The sequence below is a fragment of the Pseudomonas sp. BN102 genome (assembly GCF_029871245.1).
Classification (GTDB): domain Bacteria; phylum Pseudomonadota; class Gammaproteobacteria; order Pseudomonadales; family Pseudomonadaceae; genus Metapseudomonas.
The window spans coordinates 294326-309190 of sequence record NZ_SSON01000080.1 but is presented as its reverse complement, the minus strand read 5'-3'; the positions used below and the strand labels follow the sequence as shown (position 1 = coordinate 309190).

At 63.5% G+C, this 14865-nt stretch carries 15 protein-coding genes; 8 read left to right on the top strand and 7 right to left on the bottom strand.

What is annotated here, in order from left to right; all coding sequences use genetic code 11:
- Positions 1–48 precede the first annotated feature (48 nt).
- A complete protein-coding gene (gene cspD, locus E8F12_RS29125; RefSeq protein ID WP_280328677.1) occupies positions 49–312 on the bottom strand; it encodes a cold shock domain-containing protein CspD in 264 nt (87 codons plus the stop codon).
- Positions 305–526 (bottom strand): hypothetical protein, encoded by a 222-nt coding sequence (locus tag E8F12_RS29120; RefSeq protein ID WP_280328676.1) that lies wholly within the window; start codon positions 524–526, stop codon positions 305–307. The genes cspD and E8F12_RS29120 overlap by 8 nt, the downstream gene beginning before the upstream one ends.
- Before the next feature lie 16 nt (positions 527–542).
- Here E8F12_RS29120 and clpS point away from each other — a divergent pair, with 16 nt between their 5' ends.
- Positions 543–905, top strand: coding sequence for an ATP-dependent Clp protease adapter ClpS (gene clpS, locus E8F12_RS29115; RefSeq protein WP_280328750.1), 363 nt, complete (start codon positions 543–545; stop codon positions 903–905).
- 28 nt (positions 906–933) lie between these two features.
- Positions 934–3204, top strand: coding sequence for an ATP-dependent Clp protease ATP-binding subunit ClpA (gene clpA / locus E8F12_RS29110; RefSeq protein ID WP_280328675.1), 2271 nt, complete (start codon positions 934–936; stop codon positions 3202–3204).
- A 54-nt stretch (positions 3205–3258) separates the two neighbouring features.
- Here clpA and infA read toward each other — a convergent pair whose 3' ends face one another.
- The 4 genes from infA to trxB form a co-directional block, all read right to left on the bottom strand.
- Entirely contained in the window at positions 3259–3477 is a 219-nt protein-coding gene (infA, locus tag E8F12_RS29105) for a translation initiation factor IF-1 (protein ID WP_016492441.1), read from the bottom strand.
- A 101-nt stretch (positions 3478–3578) separates the two neighbouring features.
- Positions 3579–4286 carry an arginyltransferase gene (locus E8F12_RS29100; protein ID WP_280290722.1) on the bottom strand — a complete coding sequence of 236 codons (708 nt, stop codon included), beginning with the start codon at positions 4284–4286 and terminating at the stop codon, positions 3579–3581.
- A gap of 55 nt (positions 4287–4341) precedes the next feature.
- Positions 4342–5022: a leucyl/phenylalanyl-tRNA--protein transferase gene (gene aat / locus E8F12_RS29095; RefSeq protein ID WP_280328674.1), complete on the bottom strand. Its 681-nt coding sequence runs from the start codon at positions 5020–5022 to the stop codon at positions 4342–4344.
- A 39-nt stretch (positions 5023–5061) separates the two neighbouring features.
- Positions 5062–6012 carry a thioredoxin-disulfide reductase gene (gene trxB, locus E8F12_RS29090; RefSeq protein WP_280328673.1) on the bottom strand — a complete coding sequence of 317 codons (951 nt, stop codon included), beginning with the start codon at positions 6010–6012 and terminating at the stop codon, positions 5062–5064.
- Between the two features lie 267 nt (positions 6013–6279).
- On the opposite strand from trxB, the gene ftsK reads away from it, so the two are divergent.
- The 6 genes from ftsK (at position 6280) to cysG (ending at position 13865) form a co-directional block, all read left to right on the top strand.
- Positions 6280–8691: a DNA translocase FtsK gene (gene ftsK / locus E8F12_RS29085; RefSeq protein ID WP_280328672.1), complete on the top strand. Its 2412-nt coding sequence runs from the start codon at positions 6280–6282 to the stop codon at positions 8689–8691.
- Between the two features lie 29 nt (positions 8692–8720).
- Entirely contained in the window at positions 8721–9347 is a 627-nt protein-coding gene (lolA, locus tag E8F12_RS29080; protein WP_280328671.1) for an outer membrane lipoprotein chaperone LolA, read from the top strand.
- A 12-nt stretch (positions 9348–9359) separates the two neighbouring features.
- Positions 9360–10685: a replication-associated recombination protein A gene (locus tag E8F12_RS29075; protein WP_280328670.1), complete on the top strand. Its 1326-nt coding sequence runs from the start codon at positions 9360–9362 to the stop codon at positions 10683–10685.
- A complete protein-coding gene (gene crcB / locus E8F12_RS29070; protein ID WP_280328669.1) occupies positions 10682–11056 on the top strand; it encodes a fluoride efflux transporter CrcB in 375 nt (124 codons plus the stop codon). Before E8F12_RS29075 ends, crcB begins: the two co-directional genes overlap by 4 nt.
- A gap of 16 nt (positions 11057–11072) precedes the next feature.
- The gene (gene serS / locus E8F12_RS29065; protein ID WP_280328668.1) at positions 11073–12353 is read left to right on the top strand and encodes a serine--tRNA ligase; all 1281 of its coding nucleotides are present in this window, start codon (positions 11073–11075) and stop codon (positions 12351–12353) included.
- A gap of 117 nt (positions 12354–12470) precedes the next feature.
- Positions 12471–13865, top strand: a complete 1395-nt coding sequence (gene cysG, locus E8F12_RS29060; protein ID WP_280328667.1) for a siroheme synthase CysG — start codon at positions 12471–12473, stop codon at positions 13863–13865.
- Here the strand turns inward: cysG and E8F12_RS29055 are convergent.
- Positions 13850–14863 carry a glutathione S-transferase family protein gene (locus tag E8F12_RS29055; RefSeq protein ID WP_280328666.1) on the bottom strand — a complete coding sequence of 338 codons (1014 nt, stop codon included), beginning with the start codon at positions 14861–14863 and terminating at the stop codon, positions 13850–13852. The genes cysG and E8F12_RS29055 overlap by 16 nt on opposite strands.
- Between the last annotated feature and the right edge of the window lie 2 nt (positions 14864–14865).

Here is a 14865-nt window from a genome sequence, read left to right as displayed (position 1 = left end):
AAAGGCCGGTCATATGACCGGCCTTTTTTGTGCCCAAATATCAGGGGCTCAAACTTCTACCGTGCTGCCCTGGGGTTGGCTGATGGAGGCAGGCGCTTCGGTGGTGGCCGTGACGGGGCGAATATTCACGGCATGCAACCCTTTCGGGCCTTGGATGATATCGAAGCTTACCGGCTGTCCAGCCTTTAGCGTCTTGTAGCCGTCCATCTGGATGGCCGAATAGTGGGCGAACAGGTCCTCATCTCGGCCTTCGGCAAGGATGAACCCATAGCCTTTGGCGTTGTTGAACCACTTGACCTTACCGCTAAGCATGCTGATATCCCTCTGCAAAGGACTCCATCACTGGAGTATCATCCACTTCGACTCCACGCTCCTGCAGCCACTTTAGCCACGCGCGTGGAACCCCTGATACCCGAAGACGGGTATCCACTGGTTTTAACACCGTTTTGCCGTTAGTCAAGGCGCCACCCGCATCGCCTGAGAAGCGGATCAAAGTCTTTACAGCGGCCGTTTTCCATTCACTCATGACCTTTATTTCCAGCATGCATGCAAGCAGCCAGATTCGACTAACATTCAATCAGGACGGTCCGCAGCATCATGAGGACGACTCCACCGGCCTGGCGGTTCAAGAGGCCAAGCCGGCCCTGCAGGCACCACCGATGTATAAGGTGGTGATGTTTAACGATGACTACACCCCAATGGATTTTGTGGTCGAGGTGCTCGAAGTGATCTTCGGCTTGAACCGGGAACTCGCCACCAAGATCATGCTGACTGTGCATACGGAGGGTCGGGCGGTTTGCGGCGTGTTCACTCGCGATATTGCCGAAACCAAGGCCATGCAGGTCAATCAATATGCGAGAGAGAGCCAGCATCCGCTGCTCTGTGAGATCGAGAAGGACGGTTAACGCCGCCGCTTGGGTATGAGGTGAAGCCATGTTGAACCGCGAGCTCGAAGTCACCCTCAATCTTGCCTTCAAGGAGGCCCGTGCCAAGCGCCACGAGTTCATGACGGTCGAGCACTTGCTGCTCGCCCTGCTGGATAACGAAGCTGCCGCCACTGTGCTGCGTGCATGTGGCGCGAATATGGACAAGCTGCGGCATGATCTGCAGGAGTTCATCGATTCCACTACTCCGCTGATTCCTCAGCATGACGAAGATCGTGAAACCCAGCCCACGCTGGGCTTCCAGCGCGTCCTGCAGCGCGCAGTTTTCCACGTGCAGAGTTCCGGCAAGCGTGAAGTCACCGGTGCCAATGTGCTGGTGGCTATCTTCAGCGAGCAGGAAAGCCAGGCCGTGTTCCTGCTGAAACAGCAGAGCGTGGCCCGCATCGATGTGGTCAACTACATCGCCCATGGCATCTCCAAGGTGCCGGGGCACGGAGAGCAGCACGATCACGACCAGGAGATGCAGGACGAAGAGGGGGGGGAAGCCGCCGCCTCCGGCCATCCCCTGGACGCCTACGCCAGCAACCTGAACGAACTGGCTCGCCTGGGGCGTATCGATCCGCTGGTCGGTCGTGAGCCTGAGGTCGAGCGCGTCGCGCAGATTCTGGCCCGTCGCCGCAAGAACAACCCGCTGCTGGTGGGCGAGGCCGGCGTCGGCAAGACCGCCATCGCCGAAGGCCTGGCCAAGCGAATCGTCGACAACCAGGTGCCTGACCTGCTGGCTGACAGCGTGGTCTATTCCCTGGACCTCGGTGCGCTGCTGGCGGGCACCAAGTACCGCGGCGACTTCGAGAAGCGCTTCAAGGCACTGCTCAACGAGTTGCGCAAGCGCCCTCATGCCATCCTCTTCATCGACGAGATCCATACCATCATTGGTGCCGGGGCTGCCTCGGGCGGCGTGATGGATGCATCCAACCTGCTCAAGCCCCTGCTGTCGTCCGGTGAGATCCGCTGCATCGGCTCCACCACCTTCCAGGAGTTCCGCGGCATCTTCGAGAAGGATCGGGCTCTCGCTCGGCGCTTCCAGAAGGTCGATGTCACCGAACCGTCGATCGAGGACACCGTGGGCATCCTCAGGGGGCTCAAGGCGCGCTTCGAGCAGCACCACCATATCGAGTACAGCGATGAGGCCTTGCGTGCCGCAGCGGAGCTGGCAGCGCGCTACATCAACGATCGCCATATGCCTGACAAGGCCATCGACGTGATCGACGAAGCGGGTGCCTATCAGCGCCTGCAGCCCGAAGAGAAGCGGGCCAAGCGTATCGAGGTGGCCCAGGTCGAGGATATAGTCGCCAAGATCGCGCGGATTCCGCCAAGGCACGTCACCAGTTCGGACAAGGAGCTGCTGCGTAACCTGGAGCGCGATCTGAAGCTGACGGTGTTCGGCCAGGATGCGGCCATCGATTCCCTGTCCACGGCCATCAAGCTGTCCCGCGCCGGCCTGAAGTCGCCGGACAAGCCGGTGGGCTCCTTCCTCTTCGCCGGTCCCACGGGCGTCGGCAAGACCGAAGTGGCGCGCCAGTTGGCGAAGGCCCTGGGTATCGAGCTGGTTCGCTTCGACATGTCCGAGTACATGGAGCGGCATACCGTCTCGCGTCTGATCGGGGCGCCGCCGGGCTACGTGGGGTTCGACCAGGGTGGCTTGCTGACCGAGGCCATCACCAAGCAGCCGCACTGCGTGCTGCTGCTGGACGAGATCGAGAAGGCCCACCCGGAAGTCTTCAACCTGCTGCTGCAGGTCATGGACCACGGCACCCTGACCGACAACAACGGCCGCAAGGCGGACTTCCGCAACGTGATCCTGGTCATGACCACCAACGCCGGCGCGGAGACCGCAGCGCGGGCCTCCATCGGCTTCACCCTGCAAGATCACTCTTCGGACGCCATGGAGGTCATCCGCAAGAGCTTCACGCCGGAATTCCGCAATCGCCTGGATACCATCATCCAGTTCGGCCGCCTGAGCCACGAAGTGATCAAGAGCGTGGTGGACAAGTTCCTCACCGAACTGCAGGCGCAGCTGGAAGACAAGCGTGTGCAGTTGGTGGTCGACGACGAGGCGCGTGGCTGGCTCGCCGAGCGCGGCTACGATGCGCAGATGGGCGCGCGTCCCATGGCTCGCCTGATCCAGGACAAGATCAAGCGGCCGCTGGCCGAAGAGATCCTTTTCGGCGACCTGGCCGAGCACGGTGGCTTGGTGCACGTCGACGTCAAGGACGGGGAGCTCAGCTTCGAGTTCGAAACCACTGCAGAGATGGCCTGAAGGCCCTCCACAAAAAAGCCCGGCTTGATGCCGGGCTTTTTTGTGACTATCCGATCAGCGGGCGCGGTAGGTGATGCGGCCCTTGCTCAGATCGTACGGCGTCAGCTCGACGCGAACTTTATCGCCGGTGAGGATGCGGATGTAATTCTTGCGCATCTTGCCGGAAATGTGCGCGGTGACGACGTGCCCATTTTCCAACTCCACACGGAACATGGTGTTGGGCAGGGTGTCGATGACAGTGCCTTCCATTTCGAAGCTGTCTTCTTTCGACATGCAGTAAAGCCCTCGGTATTCAGAGATGGGCCCTGCCGCATTGGCGGCGGGCAAAAACGGCGTGCATTGTGCCCGAAAACAGCGCTGTTCGCCAAGGGGCTTCAGCTGAGCGTCACCCAGCGCTGGTTGACGAACAGCTCGATCGGGCGGTACTGGGTCTTGTAATTCATCTTCCTGCAGTTCTTGATCCAGTAGCCGAGATAGACGGCCTGCAGCCCCAGACGGGCGGTTTCGCCGATCTGCCAGAGGATGGCGTAACGGCCGAGGCTGCGCTTCTCCTCGCTGGGGTCGTAGAAGGTGTAGACCGCGGAAAGGCCGTTGGGCAGGACGTCGGTCACCGCCACTGCCTTCAGTTCGCCGTGCAGGCGGAACTCGTAGAAGCGGGAGAAGGGCAGGTCGCGCACCAGGAAGGTGGCGAACTGATCGCGGCTGGGTGGATACATGTCGCCATCGGCATGGCGCTGTTCGATGTAGCGGACGTAGAGCGCGTAGTACTCCTCGGTGAAGGAGGGGCGCACGGCGACCACGTTGAGGTCGGCATTGCGCTTGAGGATGCGCTTCTGCTGGCGGTTGGGGATGAACTGGTCGGCTGGAATGCGTGCCGGTACACAAGCATTGCAGCGCTGGCAGTGCGGGCGGTAGAGGTGGTCGCCACTGCGACGGAAGCCCATCTCCGACAATTCGGCATAGACTTCCACATCCATCGGCTGGCTGGGGTCGAGGAACAGGGTCGTGGCCTGCTCCTCGGGCAGGTAGCTGCATGGATGCGGTTGAGTGGCGTAAAACTTGAGGCGAGCCAGCTCGGTCATGATCAACCCCCGGGAGAACCCTTCAGCAAGTGTATGTCAGCCTGCGGGGGCTCGCCTAGGCGATCCAGTCTGCGTTGTTCGGCTGGTCGAGATAGAGCTGCAGGTAGCGGGAAAACTTCTCCCGGCTGATGGTTCGGGCGCCGAAGTTTTGCAGGTGCTGGGTGGGCATCTGGCAGTCGATCAGCACGAAGCCCCATTGGTTCAGATGTTGCACGAGGGTGGCGAAACCGACCTTGGAGGCGTTGTCGGCGCGGCTGAACATGGACTCGCCGAAGAACATCCGGCCTATGGCAATTCCATAGAGGCCCCCGACCAGCTCGTCATCCGTCCAGACTTCCACCGAATGGGCGACGCCGCGGCGATGCAGTTCGATATAGGCCGCTTGCATGGCGGTCGTGATCCAGGTGCCGTCGGTGTGGTTGCGCGGGCCGGCACAGCCCTGGATGACCGCAGGGAAGGCCTGGTCGAAGGTCACCCGGAAGCGTCCCTGGCGCAGCAGCTTGGCGAGACTGCGGGAGATATGGATTTCCTGGGGTGGCAGGACGGTGCGCGGGTCGGGGGACCACCAGAGGATCGGCTGGCCTTCCTGGTACCACGGGAAGCAGCCGTGGCGGTACGCCTGGAGCAGACGTTCCGCGGACAGGTCGCCGCCGGCGGCGAGCAGGCCGTTGGGTTCGCGCAGGGCGCGTTCGAGCGGGGGGAAGGCGAGGGAGTCGCGCCGCAGCCAGGTAAGCATGGGGGAGGGGAGGGCGGGCCGGAGAGCCCGCCGTGCCTGTCAGTTATCGTCGAGGTACTTCTCGGCGTCCAGCGCGGCCATGCAGCCCGAGCCGGCCGAGGTAATGGCCTGGCGGTAGACATGGTCGGCCACGTCGCCGGCAGCGAACACGCCCGCGGTGCTGGTGGCGGTGGCGTTGCCTTCAAGGCCGCCCTGGACGATCAGGTAGCCGTCGCGCATTTCCAGCTGGCCCTGGAACAGGTCGGTGTTCGGCTTGTGGCCAATGGCGATGAAGACGCCGGCCAGGGACAGCTCCTTGGTGCTGCCGTCGGCGGTGTTTTTCAGGCGTACGCCGGTCACGCCGGTATTGTCGCCCAGGACTTCATCCAGGGTGTGGTTCCAATGCAGGCGGATGTTGCCGTTGGCGGCCTTCTCGAACAGCTTGTCCTGAAGGATCTTCTCGGAACGCAGCTTGTCGCGGCGGTGGATCAGGTGCACTTCCTTGGCAATGTTGGCCAGGTACAGCGCTTCCTCGACCGCTGTGTTGCCGCCACCGACCACGCAGACCACCTGGTTGCGGTAGAAGAAACCGTCGCAGGTGGCGCAGGCGGAAACGCCCTTGCCGGCGAAAGCTTCCTCGGACGGCAGGCCGAGGTACTGGGCGGAGGCGCCGGTGGAGATGATCAGCGCGTCGCAGCTGTAAGTGCCGCTGTCACCCTTGAGGATGAAGGGGCGCTTCTGCAACTCGGCCGTGTGGATGTGGTCGTAGACAATCTCGGTGTCGAAGCGCTCGGCGTGCTTCTGCATGCGCTCCATCAAGGCCGGGCCGGTCAGGCCTTCGATGTCACCGGGCCAGTTGTCCACTTCGGTGGTGGTGGTGAGTTGGCCGCCCGGCTGGATGCCGGTGATGACCACGGGTTTGAGGTTGGCGCGGGCGGCATAGACTGCCGCGGTGTAACCCGCCGGGCCGGAGCCCAGGACGATCAATCGGGAATGCTTGACTTCGCTCATAAAAAGGCCCCATAAGTCTTTGTCACAAAAGAGAATGCATGCTCCAATTGAGCATCACGCAAATCGTTGCGGGCTATGCTACACCGAAGCGCGAGACAGCGCCAAAACGCAGCGGCGACAATCCATCCCTGCGTGGCATCGCGCGGGCAAATCCGTACAATGGGCAACGTTCTGAATGGGCCGGACCCCGTTGATGGCATACCGCCGGGCGGAAATCCGCCCTCGACCGACTCTTGAACGCGCCCGGGGCGCAGGAAAAGACGCGTTTTGAAGAATTCCACGACCAGAGCCCAGACGCCCGTCTGGCGCCAGCAATTGCATTATCGCCTCAAGGAAGGTGCGTTGATCGCGCTGGGGGCAATCTGCCTCTACTTGTGGATGGCACTGCTCACCTACGACTCCTCCGATCCAGGCTGGACCCACACCAGCAACGTCGAGCAGGTGCAGAACGCGGCCGGCCGGCTCGGTGCCTGGTTCGCCGACATCCTGTTCATGGCCCTGGGCTATTTCGCCTACGTTTTCCCGCTGCTCCTGGCGATCAAGACCCTGCAGGTCTTCCGTCATCGCCACGAACCCATCGACTGGAGCGGCTGGCTGTTCTCCTGGAGGCTGATCGGCCTGGTGTTCCTGGTGCTGTCCGGCGCCGCGCTGGCCGATATCCACTTCCAGGATCACGTCGGGCTGCCGGCCTCGGCGGGTGGCGCCCTGGGCGAGAGCCTGAGCCACCTGGCGGTCAACGCACTCAATGTGCAGGGCAGCACCTTGCTGTTCTTTGCACTGTTCCTGTTCGGATTGACGGTGTTTACCGACCTGTCCTGGTTCAAGGTCATGGACCTGACCGGCAAAATCACCCTTGATCTCTTCGAATTGATCCAGAGCGCGGTGAACCGCTGGTGGAGCGCGCGCCAGGAGCGCAAGCAACTGGTGGCCAAGCTGCGCGAGGTGGATGTCCGCGTCAACGAGGTCGCCGCGCCCGTGGTTTCCGATCGTCGCGAACAGGCCAAGGTCAAGGAGCGCCTGATCGAGCGCGAGGAATCCCTGACCAAGCACATGACCGAGCGCGAGAAACGCCCGGCCCCGGTCATCGCACCGCCTCCGCCGCCGAAAGACGCCGAGCCGAGCAAGCGCGTGCAGAAGGAAAAGCAGGCGCCGCTGTTCGTCGATACCGCCATCGAAGGTACCCTGCCGCCCATTTCCATCCTCGACGTGGCCGAGAAGAAGCAGAAGAGCTTCTCCCCGGAATCCCTGGAGGCCATGTCGCGCCTGCTGGAAATCAAGCTGAAGGAATTCGGCGTCGAAGTGATAGTCGAGTCGGTCCATCCCGGCCCGGTGATCACCCGCTTCGAAATCCAGCCGGCCGCCGGCGTCAAGGTCAGCCGTATTTCCAACCTGGCCAAGGACCTGGCGCGCTCCCTGGCGGTGATCAGCGTGCGGGTGGTGGAAGTCATCCCCGGCAAGACCACGGTCGGCATCGAGATTCCCAACGAGGACCGCCAGATGGTGCGCTTCTCCGAGGTGCTGGCTTCGTCCGAGTACGACGAGGCCAAGTCGCCCGTCACCCTGGCCCTGGGCCATGACATCGGCGGCAAGCCGATCATCACCGACCTGGCCAAGATGCCCCACCTGCTGGTGGCCGGTACCACTGGCTCCGGTAAGTCGGTGGGTGTGAACGCCATGATCCTGTCGATCCTGTTCAAGTCCACGCCCGAGCAGGCGCGGATGATCATGATCGACCCGAAGATGCTGGAACTCTCCATCTACGAGGGCATTCCGCACCTGCTCTGCCCGGTGGTCACCGACATGAAGGAGGCCGCCAACGCTCTGCGCTGGAGCGTTGCGGAGATGGAGCGGCGCTACAAGCTGATGGCCGCCATGGGCGTGCGTAATCTGGCGGGGTTCAACCGCAAGGTGAAGGACGCGGAAGAGGCGGGCACCCCGCTGACCGACCCGCTCTACCGCCGCGAGAGCATGGAAGACGAGGCGCCGCTGCTGAAGACCCTGCCGACGATCGTGGTGGTGGTCGACGAATTCGCCGACATGATGATGATCGTCGGCAAGAAGGTCGAAGAACTGATCGCGCGGATCGCCCAGAAGGCTCGCGCCGCCGGTATCCATCTGATCCTGGCCACCCAGCGCCCCTCGGTGGACGTGATCACCGGCCTGATCAAGGCCAACATCCCGACGCGTATGGCCTTCCAGGTTTCCAGCAAGATCGACTCGCGCACCATCCTCGACCAGGGCGGCGCCGAACAATTGCTGGGCCACGGCGACATGCTCTACTTGCCGCCGGGTACCGGTCTGCCGATCCGCGTCCACGGCGCCTTCGTCTCCGACGATGAAGTGCACCGTGTGGTCGAGGCCTGGAAGCTGCGCGGCGCCCCGGACTACATCGAAGACATCCTGGCCGGCGCGGAAGAGGGCGGTGGCGGATTCTCCGGTGGCGGTGAAGGTGGCGATGGCAGCGGCGAAGGCAGTGAGGACGATCCGCTCTATGACGAAGCCGTACGCTTCGTCACCGAAAGCCGCCGCGCTTCCATTTCCGCTGTACAGCGCAAGCTGAAGATCGGCTATAACCGCGCCGCGCGGATGATCGAAGCGATGGAAATGGCTGGGGTGGTAAGCCCCATGAACGGCAACGGGTCGCGCGAAGTGATGGCGCCGGCACCGGTGCGAGACTGATCCGAAACGGATTCTTGACGAGGATTTCCATGCGACTGATCCGCATGCTGATGGTAGCGGTCCTGGGCCTGGCCGCCCTGCAGGTCCAGGCTGACGACAAGGTGGCCGTCAGCCGCCTGACTGAAATGCTGAACAAGGCGCAGACCATTACTGGCCGCTTCTCGCAACTGACCCTGGACGGTTCCGGCACGCAATTGCAGGAAACCTCCGGTGAACTGTCGCTGAAGCGCCCGGGCCTGTTCCGCTGGCACACCGATGCGCCGATGGAGCAGTTGCTGGTCTCCAATGGCGAGAAAGTCTGGCTCTATGACCCGGACCTGCAGCAGGTGACCATCCAGACCCTGGATCAGCGCCTGACCCATACCCCGGCGCTGTTGCTCTCCGGTGATGTTTCGAAGATCAGCGAGAACTTCGAGATCAGCCACAAGGAAGGCGGCGACGTGGTGGACTTCATCCTCAAGCCCAAGGCCAAGGACACTCTGTTCGATACCTTGCGCCTGTCGTTCCGCAACGGCGTGATCAATGACATGCAGCTGATCGACAGCGTTGGCCAGCGCACCAACATCCTCTTCCTCGGGATCAAGATGAACCAGGCAATAGACACCGCGCAGTTCAACTTCAAGGTCCCGGAAGGCGCCGACGTCATCCAGGAATAAGCCGTAACGCCCATGGACCTGTTCCGCTCCGAACCCATCGCCCAACCCCTGGCGGCGCGCCTTCGCGCCACCAGCCTGGACGAGTACGTGGGCCAGGAACACCTCCTGGCGCCAGGCAAGCCGCTGCGTGAGGCCCTGGAGCAGGGCGCGCTGCACTCGATGATCTTCTGGGGGCCGCCCGGGGTGGGCAAGACTACCCTGGCCAAGCTGCTGGCCCAGGTCACCGATGCCCACTTCGAGACCATTTCCGCCGTGTTGTCCGGGGTCAAGGAGATTCGCCAGTCGGTGGAGATGGCCAAGCAGCAGGCGGCCCAGTATGGCCGGCGCACCATCCTCTTCGTCGACGAAGTGCACCGCTTCAACAAGTCCCAGCAGGACGCCTTCCTGCCCTATGTGGAAGACGGCACGCTGATCTTCATCGGCGCCACTACCGAGAACCCGTCCTTCGAGCTCAACAACGCGTTGCTTTCCCGTGCTCGCGTCTATGTGCTGAAGAGCCTGGACGAGGTCGCCCTGCGCAAGTTGGTGGGACGTGCCCTGAACGAAGACAAGGGCCTGGGCAAGCGCAAGCTGCGCCTGCCGGACGAGAGTTTCGCCATACTGATGGCTGCCGCGGATGGCGATGGACGACGTCTGCTCAACCTCCTGGAAAACGCTTCCGACCTTGCCGAGGACGGTGGAGAGATCGGCGTCGAACTGCTGCAGAACCTGCTGGGAGACAGCCGTCGCCGCTTCGACAAGGGCGGGGAAGCCTTCTACGACCAGATTTCCGCCCTGCACAAGTCGGTGCGCGGCTCCGACCCGGATGCGGCCCTCTACTGGTACGCGCGCATGATCGACGGCGGCTGCGATCCCCTCTACCTTGCTCGCCGAGTGGTGCGCATGGCCAGCGAGGACATCGGTAACGCCGATCCGCGCGCACTCAGCCTGTGCCTGTCGGCCTGGGACGTGCAGGAGCGCCTCGGCAGCCCGGAGGGGGAGCTGGCGGTGGCCCAGGCCGTGGTCTACCTGGCCTGCGCGCCGAAGAGCAACGCCGTCTACATGGCGTTCAAGGCCGCCATGCGCGATGTCGCCGAGAACGGATCGCTGGAGGTGCCCCTGCACCTGCGCAATGCGCCGACCAAGCTGATGAAGCAGCTGGGCTATGGCGAGGAATACCGCTACGCCCACGACGAGCCGGATGCCTATGCGGCGGGCGAGGACTACTTCCCCGAGCAACTTGAGCCGCGCCAGTACTACCAGCCGGTGCCCCGCGGCCTGGAGATGAAGATCCGCGACAAGCTGCAGCACCTGAAGAACCTGGATCGCAGCAGTTCCTGGCAGCGGAGAAAGCCGTGATCGGACTGATACTGGCGGTCTCCGCCGGCGGCGTGGCGGGTACCCTGCTGCGCTTCGCCACCGGCAATCTCATCGCTGCCCACTGGCCACGCCACTTCTACGCCGGTACCCTTGCGGTCAATGTTGTCGGTTGCCTGCTGATCGGCTACCTCTATGGACTGTTCCTGCTGCGACCCGAAGTGCCGGTGGAAATCCGCTCCGGCCTGATGGTCGGCTTCCTGGGCGGCCTGACGACCTTTTCATCCTTTTCCCTCGACACGCTGCGCCTGCTGGAAAATGGCCAGCTGCCACTAGCCCTGGGCTATGGGGTGCTGAGCGTGCTGGGCGGCCTGCTCGCCACCTGGGCCGGCCTGATACTGACGAAAATCTGAGAGACGAGAACCTGACATGCTCGATGCCAAACTGGTCCGCACCCAGACCCGGGAAATCGCGGAACGCCTCGCCACCCGTGGCTTTGAACTGGACGTAGCGCGCCTGGAAGCGCTGGAGAACCAGCGCAAGTCCGTGCAGACCCGCACCGAACAGCTGCAGGCCGAGCGCAACACCCGTTCCAAGGCCATCGGCCAGGCCAAGCAGCGCGGCGAGGACATCGCCCCCCTGCTGGCCGACGTCGACCGCATGGGTTCAGAGCTGGAGGAGGGCAAGCGCGAACTGGAAAGCATCCAGGTCGAGCTGGACAACCTGCTGTTGAACATCCCCAACCTGCCGCACGAGTCGGTTCCGGTGGGCGACGATGAAGATCACAACGTCGAAGTGCGCCGCTGGGGCACTCCGCGCAGCTTCGACTTCGAGATCAAGGACCATGTGGCCCTTGGCGAGCAGCATGGCTGGCTGGATTTCGAGACCGCGGCCAAGCTGTCCGGCGCCCGTTTCGCCCTGCTGCGCGGCCCCATCGCCCGCCTGCATCGCGCCCTGGCACAGTTCATGATCAACCTGCACGTCACCGACCACGGCTACGAAGAGGCCTATACGCCGTATCTGGTTCAGGCTCCGGCCCTGCAGGGCACCGGCCAGCTGCCGAAGTTCGAGGAAGACCTGTTCAAGATCTCCCGCGAGAACGAGGCCGATTTCTACCTGATCCCGACCGCCGAGGTGTCCCTGACCAACATCGTGTCCGGCGAGATCCTCGAGGCCAAGCAGCTGCCGCTGAAGTTCGTCGCCCACACCCCCTGCTTCCGCAGTGAAGCCGGCGCCTCCGGCCGCGACACTCGCGGCATGATCCGCCAGCACCAGTTCGACAAGGTGGAGATGGTGCAGATCGTCGAGCCGTCGAAGTCCTTCGAGGCTCTGGAAAGCATGACCGGAAACGCCGAGCGCGTGCTGCAGCTGCTGGAGCTGCCATACCGCGTGCTGGCCCTGTGCACCGGCGACATGGGCTTTTCCGCCACCAAGACCTACGACCTGGAAGTCTGGGTGCCGAGCCAGGACAAGTACCGCGAGATTTCCTCCTGCTCCAACTGCGGCGACTTCCAGGCCCGCCGCATGCAGGCGCGCTACCGCAACCCGGAAACCGGCAAGCCCGAGCTGGTGCACACCCTGAACGGCTCCGGCCTGGCTGTTGGCCGGACCCTGGTGGCCGTGCTGGAAAACTACCAGCAGGCCGACGGCAGCATTCGCGTGCCCGAGGTGCTCAAGCCCTACATGGGCGGCATCGAAGTCATCGGCTGATCGCCCGACCCACTGCAGGCGCAACGGAAAGCCCCACCGCCCGCGTAGCAGCCCGGCTGCACGCGGGCGGTGACCGTTTCAGCAATATCTCAACCGTCAATGCAAGAAGGCGCTTCCATGGATTACCTCCCGCTGTTCCACAATCTTCAAGGGCGCCAGGTGCTCGTGGTCGGTGGTGGCGAAGTCGCCTTGCGCAAGGCGCGCCTGCTGGCCGATGCCGGGGCTCGATTGCGGGTGGTGGCGCCGCGGGTCGAGGCTCAGCTGCTGGAGATGGTCGAGCAGAGTGGTGGCGAGGCTCGCCAGCGTGGCTATCTGAATGCGGACCTGGATGGCTGTGTGCTGGCCATTGCCGCCAGTGACGACCAGGCGCTGAATGCCGAGGTTTCGGCCCAGGCACAGTCCCGCGGTGTTCCCGTCAACGTCGTGGATGCGCCGAAACTCTGCAGTGTGATCTTTCCCGCGATCGTCGACCGCTCGCCGTTGATCGTGGCCGTTTCCAGCGCCGGTGATGCGCCGGTCCTGGCGCGTCTGATCCGTGCCAAGATCGAAACCTGGATTCCCTCTGCCTATGGCCAGTTGGCTGGCCTGGCGAAGAAGTTCCGCGACCAGGTGAAGACCTTGTTGCCCGACGTGCAGCAGCGTCGGGTGTTCTGGGAAGAGGTCTTCCAGGGCCCGGTCGCCGACCGCATGTTGGCGGGGCAGGGTGCCGAAGCCGAGCGCCTGTTGGCCGAGCGGGTGGCTGGTGGCGCGCCCAAGGCGCTGGGCGAGGTCTATCTGGTGGGTGCTGGCCCGGGTGACCCAGATCTGTTGACCTTCCGCGCGCTGCGCCTGATGCAGCAGGCCGACGTGGTGCTATACGACCGTCTCGTAGCGGCGCCGATCATCGAGCTGTGCCGTCGCGATGCGGAGCGCATCTACGTCGGCAAGCGCCGCGCCGACCATGCCGTGCCCCAGGATGAAATCAACCGCCTGTTGATCGAGCAGGCCAAGCTGGGCAAGCGCGTGCTGCGCCTGAAGGGCGGCGACCCGTTCATCTTCGGGCGTGGCGGCGAGGAGATCGAGGAACTGGCGGCCAATGGCATTCCCTTCCAGGTGGTGCCCGGCATCACCGCGGCCTCGGGCTGTGCCGCCTATGCCGGCATCCCGCTGACCCATCGCGACTACGCCCAGTCAGTGCGCTTCGTCACCGGTCACCTGAAGGACGGTAGCTGCGACTTGCCCTGGGGTGACCTGACGGCCCCGGGCCAGACCCTGGTGTTCTATATGGGCCTGGTGGGTCTGCCGCTGATCTGCGAGCAGCTGATCAAGCATGGCCGTGCCGCCGATACACCGGCGGCCCTTGTCCAGCAAGGCACCACTAGCCGTCAGCGGGTGTTCACCGGCACCCTGGCCAACCTGCCGCAACTGGTGGCGGAGCACGAAGTCCACGCGCCGACCCTGGTGATAGTTGGCGAAGTGGTGACCCTGCGCGAGAAGCTCGCCTGGTTCGAAGGTGCTCAGGCCGGCGTCTGATCCTTTTGCGCCACCGGCAGGCCTTTCAGATGCCCACGGCCGTGGGGCCGGCTGAAGTCCTGTGCAGGGCCCAGCGGCACCACACCCGTGGGGTTGATGGTGCGATGGCTGGCGTAATAGTGGTGCTTGATATGGGTGAAGTTCACCGTCTCGGCCACGCCCGGCCATTGGTACAGCTCGTGCAGCCAGCCTGAGAGGTTCGGATAGTCGGCCAGGCGTCGCAGGTTGCACTTGAAGTGACCGTGATACACCGCGTCGAAACGGATCAGGGTGGTAAACAGGCGCCAGTCCGCTTCGGTGATGCGTTCGCCGGTCAGGTAGCGGCGCGTCTCCAGCAGGGCATCCAGCCTGTCGAGTTCGTCGAACAGGGTATGGAAGGCTTCCTCGTAGGCATCCTGGGTGGTAGCGAAGCCAGCACGGTAGACTCCGTTGTTGATCGCTGGGTAGATGCGTTCGTTGAGCGCATCGATCTCCGCCCGCAACGGCTCCGGATAGAAATCCAAGTGGTTGCCGGTCAGGTGATCAAAGGCGCTATTGAACATCCGGATGATCTCGGCGGACTCGTTGCTGACGATGCTGCCGGTCTGCTTGTCCCAGAGCATCGGCACTGTGACCCGCCCGCTGTAGTCGGGGCTGTCCAGGGTGTAGCGCTGGTGCAGGTAATCCAGCCCGCCCAGCGTGTCGCCGGTGGAGCCATGCTGCGGGTCGAAGGTCCAGCCCTGTTCCAGCATCAGCCAGCTCACCACCGATACGTCGATCAGCGATTCCAGGCCTTTCAGCTTGCGGAAGATCAGGGTGCGGTGCGCCCAGGGGCAGGCCAGGGACACATAGAGGTGATAGCGGCCGGCTTGGGCGCGAAAGCCGCCTATGCCCGACGGGCCGGGTGCGCCGTCGACGGTGATCCAGTTGCGTCGCCGCGCGCTTTCGCGCTGAAAGCGCCCGTCCTTGGCCGTGTCATACCACTTGTCATGCCATTTTCCATCGATCAGCAGGCCCATCG